Source organism: Streptomyces sp. CC53 (genome assembly GCF_001865245.1).
Taxonomy (GTDB): domain Bacteria; phylum Actinomycetota; class Actinomycetes; order Streptomycetales; family Streptomycetaceae; genus Streptomyces.
Window position 1 is genome coordinate 73,666 of the sequence record NZ_MKXB01000161.1, and the last position, 10,311, is coordinate 83,976.

Sequence of the window (10,311 nt, forward strand, 5' to 3'; positions counted from 1 at the left end):
GGACGTGAAGCACCGGGCCCCAGGGCCGCACGGGACGCGAGAAGTGTGAGATGCGAGAGCACGAGAACAGCGAGCACGAGAAGAGGAGGCACGTCATTCAGAGCACGGCGTGGACCGGAACATGGGTGGCCGAACGGCTCGGCGTCGAACTCCGCGGGGAGGACACCGGCCGGCTGACGCAGCTCCTGGGACTGGCCCTGCGAGACAACCCCAAGCGCGCACACCTGCTGGTCTCCCGCGTGCTCGGCAAGCACGTTCCGCAGAGTCCGGCCGTCGTGCGCCGCTCCGGGTACGACCTCGGGCGTCGCGTACGCGACCTGCTGGGCGACGCCGACGCGCGCCGTGCCGTCGTCCTCGGGTACGCGGAGACGGCGACCGGCCTGGGCCACTGCGTCGCCGACGGACTGGCCCTCGCCCCGTACCTGCACTCCACCCGGCGGCCCGTACCCGGCGTCGCGCGGGCGGCGGGGTTCGAGGAATCCCACTCGCACCACACGTCCCACCTGCTCCTGCCGTCCGACCCGAGGCTGCTGTCCCGGCCGGGCCCGCTGGTACTCGTCGACGACGAGTTCTCGACCGGCAACACCGTGCTGAACACCATCCGCGTCCTGCACGAGCGCCATCCTCGCGAGCGGTACGTGATCGTGGCGCTGGTCGACATGCGGTCGCCGGCCGACCGCCGCCGACTGGAGGAGTTCGCCGGCACGATCGGGGCACGAGTGGACCTGGTGGCGCTCGCCGCCGGGACGGTGCGGCTGCCGGACGGCGTCCTGGAGAAGGGCCGTGCCCTCGTCGCCGCCCACCGCACCCCGCCGCCCGCACTGGCCGGCGACCCCGCCACCGTACGAACGGTGGACCTGGGGTGGCCGGCCGGGCTGCCGGACGGAGGCCGCCACGGCTTCACCCGGGAGCACAGGGCCGCCCTCGGCGCGGCACTGCCCGGGATGGCCGCCCGCCTGGCGGAGGCGCTCGTGCCGCGCGGGGGCGCCGCGCCGCGCCGCGTCCTCGTCCTCGGCTGCGAGGAGTTGATGTACGTGCCTCTCGCGCTGGCCGGCGCGCTGGAGGACCGGGCCCCGCACGTGGACGTGCGGTTCTCCACGACGACTCGCTCACCCGTCCTGGCCGTCGACGACCCCGGCTACGCCATCCGCACGCGCCTCGTGTTCCCCGCACACGACGACCCCGCCGACGGACCGGGCGACCGGTACGCCTACAACGTGGCGGGCGGCGGCTTCGACGCGGTCGCCGTCGTCGTGGACTCGACGGCCGACACCCCCGCCCTGCGCGAGCCCGGCAGCGGCCTCCTGGCACAGCTCGTGGCCCACGTCCCGCACGTGGTCCTCGCGACCGTACCGTCGTACGTGCCCGCGAACGGGTCCGTGTCCTCCTCGGGGCTCGCGAACGGGTCCGTGTCCTCCTCGGGGCTCGCGAACGGGTCCGTGTCCTCCTCCGGGCTCGCGAACGGGTCCGCGCCCGGTGCCCCCCTGCTCGCCCCGGACCCGGTGACGCCACCCACCGCGCCGCCCGCCGGTCCGGAGGCGCCGCTCGTTGATCGGCACCTGAAGTCCGATGGTCCGGAGGCAGTCCTCGTCAATCCGCACCTGAGGTCCGCCGGTTCCGGTCCGGCGAGCGCAGCCGCCGTCCCGCCCACCCCGGTCTCCGGACAGCCGCCCGCGGCCCCGCCCGCGCCCGCGCCCATCCCGCCGTACGGCCCGGCCGCCGCGGCGGCGGCCGCCCACGAGAGAAGCACCAGCATGCTGCCCGAGCCCCTGCGCGGTCCCGCGTTCTCCTCCTACGCCCCCGACGAGGTCGGCTGGCTCCTCCAGGACCTCTCCGGCGTCGAACTGGAGGCCCCCACGGAGGAACGCGAGGAGGCCGTCCAACGCGGAGGCGCGCACTACGCCGAGTCGCTCCCCATCGAGTACCAGCCCAGCGACCGCTACCAGAAGCTGTTCCACGCCGCGCTGGACACCTCGGCCGTCCGCATCGCCCGAGCCGTCGGAGCCGTCACCGAGACGGTGCTGGCCGAGCGGTCCCCGCGCCCCGTGCTGGTGTCCCTGGCGCGCGCGGGCACCCCCGTCGGCGTCCTGATGCGCCGCTGGGCGCAAGCCCGCCACGGCCTGGACCTGCCGCACTACGCCGTGTCCATCGTCCGCGGCCGGGGCGTCGACGCCAACGCCCTGCGCTGGCTGCGCGCCCACCACGACCCGGCCGACGTGGTGTTCGTCGACGGCTGGACGGGCAAGGGCGCCATCACCCGCGAGCTCGCCGCCGCCCTCGCAGGCTTCCCCGGCTTCGACCCCGAGATCGCCGTCCTCGCGGACCCCGGCTCCTGCGTCCGCACGTACGGGACCCGCGAGGACTTCCTCATTCCGTCCGCCTGCCTCAACTCCACGGTGTCCGGGCTGGTCTCCCGTACCGTGCTGCGCGCCGACCTGGTCGGCCCGGACGACTACCACGGCGCCAAGTACTACCGCGAGCTCGCCGGAGCCGATGTCTCCGGCGACTTCCTGGACGCGGTCTCCGACCGTTTCGCCGAGGTCGCGGAAGCCGTCGCGCAGGACGCGGCGCGGCTCCTCGCCGCCGACCGCACGCCCACCTGGGCCGGCTGGAAGGCCGTCGAGCGCATCAGCGAGGAGTACGGCATCCACGACGTGAACCTGGTGAAGCCCGGCGTGGGGGAGACCACCCGGGTGCTGCTGCGCCGCGTCCCCTGGAAGGTGCTCGCGCGGCGCGGCGCGGGACCGGACCTCGACCACGTACGGCTCCTGGCCGAGCAGCGCGGCGTACCCGTGGAGGAGGTCGACGGCCTGCCGTACACGTGCGTCGGCCTGATCCACCCGCAGTACACCCGTGGCGCGACCGGCTCCGACGGCAAGGCGGTGACCGCCCCGTGAGGCCCACCGCGCACCCCTCCGTCCTGGTCGCCAGCGACCTGGACCGCACCCTGATCTACTCGGCGGCGGCCCTGGCCCTCGCCGCCCCCGACCGGCTGGCGCCGCGCCTGCTCTGCGTGGAGGTCTACGAGGGCAGGCCGCTGTCGTACGTCACGGAGGCCGCCGCCGCACTGCTCGGAGAGCTGGCGGGCACCGCCGCGTTCCTGCCCGTGACCACGCGGACCCGCGAGCAGTACGTGCGGGTGCGGCTCCCCGGCCCGCCACCCCGGTACGCGGTGTGCGCCAACGGCGGCCACCTGCTCGTCGACGGAGTGCCGGACCCCGACTGGCGGGCGGCCGTCGACGCCAGGATCGACGCCGACTGCGCCCCGCTCGACGAGGTACGGGCACATCTGCTGGCCGTCGCCGACCCCGCGTGGCTGCTGAAGGAGCGCGTGGCGGAGGACCTGTTCGCCTACCTGGTCGTGGAGCGGGCGCTGCTGCCGGAAGGATGGCTGGCCGAACTCGGCGCCTGGGCGGAGGCCCGCGGCTGGACGGTGTCCCTGCAGGGCCGCAAGGTGTACGCGGTGCCCAAGCCCCTCACGAAGAGCGCGGCCGTGCGGGAAGTCGCGCGCCGCACGGGGGCGGGCACCGTCCTCGCGGCGGGCGACTCGCTGCTCGACGCGGACCTGCTGCTCGCCGCCGACCGGGGCTGGCGGCCGGGCCACGGCGAGCTCGCCGACGCGCGGTGGAGCGCCGACCACGTGGAGGCGCTGACGGCACGTGGCGTGCTGGCGGGGGAGGAGATCCTGCGCCGATTCATCGCGGCGGCCGCGGCGGCCGCGGCGGTCTGACCGGTGTGGTGTGTGGTGTGTGCGGTGTCCGCCGGCGGCGCGGCGCAGTGGAGCGCAGGCCGCCGTCCGTTCCCGGCTCCGGCGGCGTCCGGTCCAGGGAGCCGTGCTCACGAGCCGAGCCGCAGGAGTCGGCCTCCCGCTCCCTGACTCCTGCGCTCGGCCCCGCCGCCTCCACCACCGGACGGCCCCGGCACCGCAGTACCGCCCCACGCTGCCGGGCCTCAGCCGCCTGCCGTAGCCGCCACCGCCTCCCAGGCGTCAGCGGCCCCCGCCTCCAGCCACCAGCGGCCTTTCGCCCGCGGGGGGCAGGCACCTTCAGGCCCTGCCGTCAGCGGGCTTCGCCGCCGGGCGTCAGCCTCCGCAGCACCCGCCACCACAGCAGCCGCCTCCGCCACCGCCTCCGCCACCGGACGGCCGCGGCGCGGCGGCGGCCGTACCGCCGACCGCGACCGCGGACAGCAGCTTGACCGTGTCACCGTGCCCGGCGGGGCAGGCGGCGGGCGCGGCGGACTCCGCCATGGGACGGCTCAGTTCGAACGTGTCGCCGCAGGTGCGGCAGCGGTATTCGTATCGAGGCATACGCACAGACTAACGACGCCCACGGCGGCCTCACCGCCACCGACGGCCACCGACGGCCACCGACGCACTTCCCGCGCCCACCGCCCCGAGACCCGCGGCCGGCCGCGCGTCCGGCGGCCCGCGCACTCAGCAGCCCTCACCCGGTTCCCGCCGCGCGACTCCCGCCCCAGGGGACAGCGAGGCTCCCGAAGGGAGCAAGGAAACTCCCGCACGGTGCAGGTGCCGGCGACCCGACCGCACACACCACCCGCCCGCGGAGCCACGCTCCCGCCGACACCGCGGGGCCCCTCACCCGGCCCGTTCTTCGCGGATCTGCTCCACGACGCGGGTCGCCGCTGCCCTGACCGCCTCGGTCTCCGCCAGGAAGTGCCAGTAGTCCGGATGCCGCCCCTCCAGGCCGCTGATCGCCCGCTCCAGCCGCGCCACCGCACCGTCGAGCGGCTGCGCATGCCTCGGGTCGGGCGTGTGCCGCCCGGCCATGGCGAACCGCTGCGCGTCCCGGATCGCGAACCGGGTCCGCTCCACCTCCTGCTGCGGGTCCTTCGCCACCGCGTCCAGCCGCCGCAGCCGCTCGCCGGCGGCCGACACGTCCTCGTCGGTGGCGTTCAGCAGCGCCCGTACGGTCGACAGGAGCGCGGTCGCATCGGCCCAGCGCTGCTCCTCGCGGGCCCTTGCCGCCTCCGCCAGCTTCTGCTCCGCACGCCGTACGTTCTCCGCGGCCCGCGCGGGCACGGGCTGGAGGTCCTGCCAGCAGGCGGCACTGAACCTGCGGCGGAGCTCGCTCAGTACCGGGTCGACGGAGGCGGCCCGGTGGGCCAGGGCCTGCGCGCGGGTTCGGAGCGACACGAGCCGCTTGTCGGTCTCGGCAGCACGCTCCGGAAGCCGCTCGGCCTCCGCACGTATCGCCTCGGCTTCCCGCAGCACCTGGTCGGCGCGGCGCAGCGTCTCCTGCACGCCGTGCTGCCCGGCGCCCTGGTTGAGCTTGGTCAGCTCCGGACCCAGCGCCGCGAGCCGGGCGGCCAGGTCGTCGGCGCGCAGTCCGCCCGCCCGGGCCTCGTCGAGGGCGTCGCCGGCAGCCCGCAGCGCGGCGCGCGCCCGCTCGACCGCCGGGGCCAGGCGGGCGAGCTGGGTCTCCGCCTTGTCGAGCAGCGGCCCGAGTTCCCGCTCGAACCGCTCCAGCTCGCCCTTGACCCGCACGAGCTCGTCCTTCGCCCGGTCCAGATCGGTGCGCGCACGGACGGCGACGGCCCCCTCCAGATCGTCGCGGTCCAGGTCGTAGGAGTCGACCGCCTCGATGTAGGAGTGGCTCACGTCGTCGATACGGCGTCCGAGGGCGGCGAACCGGTCGACGACGCGCAGGGCGTCAGGCGACCCGTCCACAGCGGTGATCGTCTCGATCGAGATACGCAGGCCCCGCTGGGCGGTGTCCAGCTCGTAGAACGCAGCCGCCGCGGCATCCTTCGCTGCCTGCGCCTCGGCCCGCTGGCTCTCGACACGCCCGCCCCCGAACCAGCGCCGCCCGCCACCGCCCACCGTCACATCCGCTCCCCGTCACCGTACGTGTCCGAGCCGGCCCATCGAGCCCGGTTCATTCTCCCACCCGGTACGACGAACAACCGAGCGGTTCCGTTCGCGCGCCCCACCCCCCGACAACGGTTTGCGAACCCCACCGGGGGGCGATGTACGCTGTGGGCTCCTTCCACGGGTGCGTAGCTCAGGGGTAGAGCGCTGCTCTTACAAAGCAGATGTCGGCGGTTCGAAACCGTCCGCGCCCACTTGATCGGCCGTACGCCGAAGGCCCAGGTCATCCCGCCGTATCCCGGGAGTCCTGGGCCTTGTTCGTTTCTCCGCCTTCACGGATTGAGGAGGCGCCGTGCCACTCACGTGCCGTATCGGGTCCACAGCGCGTCCACATCAGCCGTCCTGATCGTGGGTCTCTCGGATTTAAGGTCGACGAGGATCGGCCCTCTCCCGGTCACGACCGTCGATCGGATGCTGATGGATCAGCGCCGCGCCGTGCGGCCGAGGTGCCTGGCCCCAGGCTGAGCATGCCGTGACCACGCAGTTGAACGCGCTGCGTCGGGACCACGGACCACGACGACCCCGATCGCGAGGTCGAAGGGAAACACGCCTCTTCTCCTGCCCGTTCTTGGGATCAGTCGGTTCGAGGCTGGCTATGGGCGGAGACCACCTCCGCCCCTTCCGTGTTCGATCAGTCCGAGACGAGCGGGAGAACACCGGGGAGCCGTGCACTGTCGGCGCTTCCTGTGCGGGTCGCCGGCGTCGCGGATCAGTTGCCGTCCACGTACGGGCTCTTCCCTTCGAGTCGCTGCTGAGCAGGGGGTCCCGGCGCAGCAGCGTCGTACCGCAACCCCGGGGACCGCCGCCGCTCGGTAGCGCTCCTTGCGGTCGGTTCGCGAGGAGGCGGGTGCCCGTTCCGCACGTGCGAAGGCCCCGGCCGTCTCTGCGGCTCGGGGCCTTCCCGCGCCGGCGCGCGGGCGGGGGCGCGTCGGCGGGCGGGGCTGTCAGGCGTTGGGGCGCTTGCCGTGGTTGGCCTTCTTGCCCTTGCGGGCGCGGCGCTTGTTGCCTCGCTTCGACATGGCTATTTTCTCCCTTTTGGGGGTGTTCGGGGTGGTGTCAGTCTAGGGGCGGTGTCCTGCCGGCGCATCAGCGTGCCGCCCAGGTCCCCGTCTCCACCGCGTACGCGTGCTCCCGCCCCGGCTCGGCGGCCCCGCTCGTGCGGAAGGGGCGGCCCCCGTCGTCGATGCGGAGGGTGCCCCGCTGCCCGCCGCTGCTCCACTCGGCCTCCAGGTACCAGTCGCAGTCGCAGTGGGCGGCCGCCGCCTCCACCCGGACCACCAGTGGGTCGTCCTTCGTCACCCGGTACGGCAGGCGGGGCGCGGGCAGGGTGCGTTCCGTGTCGGCGCCGTCCACCGGGCGGGCCAGTGGGCGGGCCGCGTCGAGGTCCACCGCGAAGTACGCCGGGGACAGTGATCCGCCGCAGCCGTCGCTCATCGCGTACACCGGCCAGTCCAGGGGGGTCCGGCGTTCCGCCACCCGGACGGAGAGCCGCTCGACCACCGCGGAGCCCGACTGCGGGGCGCTCACCGTGGCGCGTACGACGGTCCTGCCCGCGTGCACCGCGCCCAGTCCCTGCGCCCACGTGCGGGCGTCCTGCTCGACGGGCGGGGCCGGTACGGCCGAGGGGGCGCGGTCGACGAGGTAGCGGTGGTCGCAGCCCTCGTCCCAGACGTGCGAGTCGGCGATCCAGGTGGGCGGGTCCGCGGCCTCCTGCGGGGGAGGGGCGGAGCTCGGGGCGCCGGTGGGCGCCGCCGCATCGGTGGCCGGTCCCTGCCCGGGCCCGCTGCGGAGGCCCGTCATGTCCGCGGCGATCACGGCCGCGGCCACCAGTGCCGCCGCGGTGCCCGCTGCGACCGCCCAGCGCAGCCGGTGGGGCTTCGCGGCCCCCTGCCGCGGCCCGTCCGCCCGTGGCTGCCGGATGCGGATGTGCGGCTCGGGGGACGGAGGGGCACCGGGGGCCGGGAGGAGGGTGTCGCCGTCGTGGGGGCGGCCGGTGTCGCCGGTGTTCCCTGCGGGGCTTTCCGGCGTCCCGCTGCTGCTGTGACCGGGGTGGTCTCCGGTGGGGCGGTGCGGGCCGCTGCCGTTCCCGTGGGCGCTGTCTGCGGGGTGCTCGGTGTCGTCGCCGGTGCCGTGCCCGGGGGCGCTGTCCGCCCGGTGTCCCGCGTCACCTCCGTCGCCGGGCCGGTCGCGGTGTCGGGCGGCGTCGGCGGGGGCGGTTCCCGGGGTGCCGTGGGGCGCCTCGGGCGGGCCGGCGGGGTGCGGCTGCCGCTCCGGCTCCGGTGGGCGGGTCGCCGCCCTGGTGCGGGCCTCGTCCGCCAGGACCCAGCGGCGGTGCAGCTCCACCAGTTCCTCGCGGGACGCGCCCGCGAGGCGGGCCAGCCGGTCCACCACCGCGTAGTCGACCGGGACCGTCTCGCCGAGGCAGTACCGGTGCAGCGTCGACCGGCCGATGTGCAGCCGCTCCGCCAGCGCCCCGTAGCTGCGGCCCGTGCGGTCCTTCAGGTCGCGCAGGTGCTCCGCGAAGCGCTCGACCTCCTCCGGCTGCCCCGCCGTGCCGCCCCCCGTGCCCTGTCCCATGCCTTCCCCCATCCCGCTTCGCGTCCCGGGCAGTTGACGTTTGCCCAGGCCAGGGTACGCGTGACCGTCCCGGCGTCCCGTTCAGGGCCGGGTCGCTTGCCGGGCCGGCCCGGGGCCGCCGAAGGTGGTGCCACCGGCTCGCAGCGAGTCGGACGACCACACCGAAACGGGGCCACTTCTCATGTCACTCCGCAAGCACCGCGCCGCCGCCCTCGCCGTCGCAGCCTCCGCCGCCCTCCTCATGGCGCCGGTCTCCTCCGCCACCGCGTCCCCCGCCAAGGCCCAGCCGAAGGCTCCCGGGTTCCTCGCCGCCGCCGACATCCCGGACGGGTCCGGCACCGAGTGGACCGCCGGCAAGGTCACCCGGGGCACCACCGAGGCCCCGCCCTTCTGCCTGGAGAAGGTGCTGCCCGCCAAGGGGGCCACCTGGCACCGCCAGTACCACTCGGACCTCGACACGGGCGCCCTGCAGCTCTCCGTGACCTCGCCGAGCACGTCCGCCGCCGCCCGGCTCTTCGCCGCCGCGGAGAAGGCCGTCGCCCGGTGCGCCGGCGACTGGCTGACCGCCACCCCCGGCGCCACCGCCTCCTGGAAGGACCACGGCAAGCTCGCCGTCGAGGAGGGCGCCCACGTGTACGGCATCCAGACCGAGCTGCCCGGGAGCACGGTCGACTCCCACCTCATCGGCATCGGCCGGGACGGGCGCACGGTCACGTTCGTGATGTGGGGGCAGATGGGCGGCCTGGAGGACACGCCGGTCCCGGCGTTCAAGAAGGCCACGGTCAAGGCGGTGCAGAAGCTCCACTGACGTAGGGTCGCCGGCATGTGCGGTGCGCGGGGGGAACGGGGCGAAGGGCCGCGGGGCTTCCGGTGGCCCGCCAGGAGACGACCTGGCGGGTTTCCGCCGAAGGAGCCCGACATGGCCCGCACCGCACACCACCGTGCGCGCGCACACCGCCGGTACGACACCGCTCTCACCACCCTGCACCACGACCTGCGCTACAGCGCCGCCGTGCTCGCCTCAGCCGGGCACGGCGGCCGTCGGCCGTTCCCGCAGCGCGTACGCCGCCTCGTCACCGTCCGCACCTGGGCGCGCACCGTCCAGGACTCCTCCGTCGCACGCTGGAGCGCCGGGCAGGAGCGGCGGGGGCGCCAGGAGCTGCGGGCAGGGGTCCGGCTGCTGCGCGCGCTCGTGAACCGGCCGACCGGGGAGCTGGACCGGGACGCCGCCGACGACGTCGACGTGCCGCCCGCCCGTCACCGGCGCGACGCGCTCTGGAGGGTGTGAGCGGCACACTGAAGGCATGTGCCGCAGCATCAAGACCCTCCGCCCGCCCGCCTTGCCCGAGAAGGCCACCGAGGAGGACATCCACGCAGCAGCGCTCCAGTACGTGCGCAAGGTCTCCGGGTTCCGCGCGCCCGCTGCCCACAACCGGGAGGTCTTCGAGCAGGCCGTCGCGGACGTCGCCGACGCCACGCGCCGGCTCCTCGACGGCCTCGAAGTGCGCGGCGCGCGGCGGCCGGACACCCGAGCCGGAAGTGCGTGAGCGCTGCGGCGGGTTCTGCCGGGGCCGCCCGACACCCATGCCCACAGGGGGACGGCCCGTACGGCCCGCGGGGCTTCGGCGGTCTCCCCTCGGTGGCCGCGTGCCGGAAGCCCGTTGGTGGCGTCCGGAGTTCCGGCGACCTCGTCGGGAAGCACGTCCGCTTCGTCGTCTGGCGTCCCGGCGGTCCCGGCCGGGCTCGATTCCCCACCGCCGCGCACAGTAGGCCGCATGCGATGGTGGCCCGCCGCCCGCCGCCCGCCGCCCGCCGCCCGCCGCCCGCCGCCCGCCGCCCGCCGC

Annotated in this window: 9 protein-coding genes and 1 tRNA gene; 6 read left to right on the forward strand and 4 right to left on the reverse strand. The window is 75.3% G+C overall.

Translation table 11 applies throughout. The features are described from left to right. Nucleotides 1-50: 50 nt before the first annotated feature. Complete coding sequence (locus tag BJP40_RS35705; RefSeq protein ID WP_226962674.1) at nucleotides 51-2,897, forward strand: phosphoribosyltransferase; 2,847 nt, start codon at nucleotides 51-53, stop codon at nucleotides 2,895-2,897. After that, on the forward strand, nucleotides 2,894-3,730 hold the full coding sequence (locus tag BJP40_RS19070) for an HAD family hydrolase (protein ID WP_071281378.1): 837 nt from the start codon (nucleotides 2,894-2,896) through the stop codon (nucleotides 3,728-3,730). Before BJP40_RS35705 ends, BJP40_RS19070 begins: the two co-directional genes overlap by 4 nt. A gap of 351 nt (nucleotides 3,731-4,081) precedes the next feature. On the opposite strand, the gene BJP40_RS19075 is transcribed toward BJP40_RS19070, so the two are convergent. Continuing rightward, entirely contained in the window at nucleotides 4,082-4,309 is a 228-nt protein-coding gene (locus tag BJP40_RS19075; RefSeq protein ID WP_071281379.1) for a zinc ribbon domain-containing protein, read from the reverse strand. Nucleotides 4,310-4,597: 288 nt separating this feature from the next. Continuing rightward, nucleotides 4,598-5,848, reverse strand: coding sequence for a hypothetical protein (locus BJP40_RS19080; RefSeq protein ID WP_071281380.1), 1,251 nt, complete (start codon nucleotides 5,846-5,848; stop codon nucleotides 4,598-4,600). 164 nt (nucleotides 5,849-6,012) lie between these two features. Here BJP40_RS19080 and BJP40_RS19085 point away from each other — a divergent pair. After that, nucleotides 6,013-6,084 (forward strand) — tRNA-Val (locus BJP40_RS19085). A gap of 750 nt (nucleotides 6,085-6,834) precedes the next feature. Here the strand turns inward: BJP40_RS19085 and BJP40_RS36355 are convergent. Continuing rightward, complete coding sequence (locus BJP40_RS36355) at nucleotides 6,835-6,909, reverse strand: 50S ribosomal protein bL37 (protein ID WP_099048249.1); 75 nt, start codon at nucleotides 6,907-6,909, stop codon at nucleotides 6,835-6,837. A 67-nt stretch (nucleotides 6,910-6,976) separates the two neighbouring features. Then, the gene (locus BJP40_RS36110) at nucleotides 6,977-8,467 is read right to left on the reverse strand and encodes a helix-turn-helix transcriptional regulator (RefSeq protein WP_071281381.1); all 1,491 of its coding nucleotides are present in this window, start codon (nucleotides 8,465-8,467) and stop codon (nucleotides 6,977-6,979) included. A gap of 181 nt (nucleotides 8,468-8,648) precedes the next feature. Between BJP40_RS36110 and BJP40_RS19095 the strand changes: the two genes are divergently transcribed. The 3 genes from BJP40_RS19095 to BJP40_RS19105 all read left to right on the forward strand — a co-directional run bounded on the left by BJP40_RS19095 (nucleotide 8,649) and on the right by BJP40_RS19105 (nucleotide 10,014). After that, nucleotides 8,649-9,275 carry a hypothetical protein gene (locus BJP40_RS19095; protein WP_071267400.1) on the forward strand — a complete coding sequence of 209 codons (627 nt, stop codon included), beginning with the start codon at nucleotides 8,649-8,651 and terminating at the stop codon, nucleotides 9,273-9,275. Between the two features lie 111 nt (nucleotides 9,276-9,386). Continuing rightward, the gene (locus BJP40_RS19100) at nucleotides 9,387-9,755 is read left to right on the forward strand and encodes a hypothetical protein (protein WP_226962675.1); all 369 of its coding nucleotides are present in this window, start codon (nucleotides 9,387-9,389) and stop codon (nucleotides 9,753-9,755) included. 16 nt (nucleotides 9,756-9,771) lie between these two features. After that, entirely contained in the window at nucleotides 9,772-10,014 is a 243-nt protein-coding gene (locus BJP40_RS19105; RefSeq protein ID WP_071281382.1) for a DUF2277 domain-containing protein, read from the forward strand. The last annotated feature ends 297 nt before the right edge of the window (nucleotides 10,015-10,311 follow it).

Coding starts and splice junctions, on each gene's coding strand:
- BJP40_RS35705 (WP_226962674.1), top strand. CDS start 51: ATGCGAGAGCACGAGAACAGCGAGCACGAGAAGAGGAGGCACGTCATT.
- BJP40_RS19075 (WP_071281379.1), bottom strand. CDS start 4,309: ATGCCTCGATACGAATACCGCTGCCGCACCTGCGGCGACACGTTCGAA.
- BJP40_RS36110 (WP_071281381.1), bottom strand. CDS start 8,467: ATGGGACAGGGCACGGGGGGCGGCACGGCGGGGCAGCCGGAGGAGGTC.
- BJP40_RS19095 (WP_071267400.1), top strand. CDS start 8,649: ATGTCACTCCGCAAGCACCGCGCCGCCGCCCTCGCCGTCGCAGCCTCC.
- BJP40_RS19100 (WP_226962675.1), top strand. CDS start 9,387: ATGGCCCGCACCGCACACCACCGTGCGCGCGCACACCGCCGGTACGAC.
- BJP40_RS19105 (WP_071281382.1), top strand. CDS start 9,772: ATGTGCCGCAGCATCAAGACCCTCCGCCCGCCCGCCTTGCCCGAGAAG.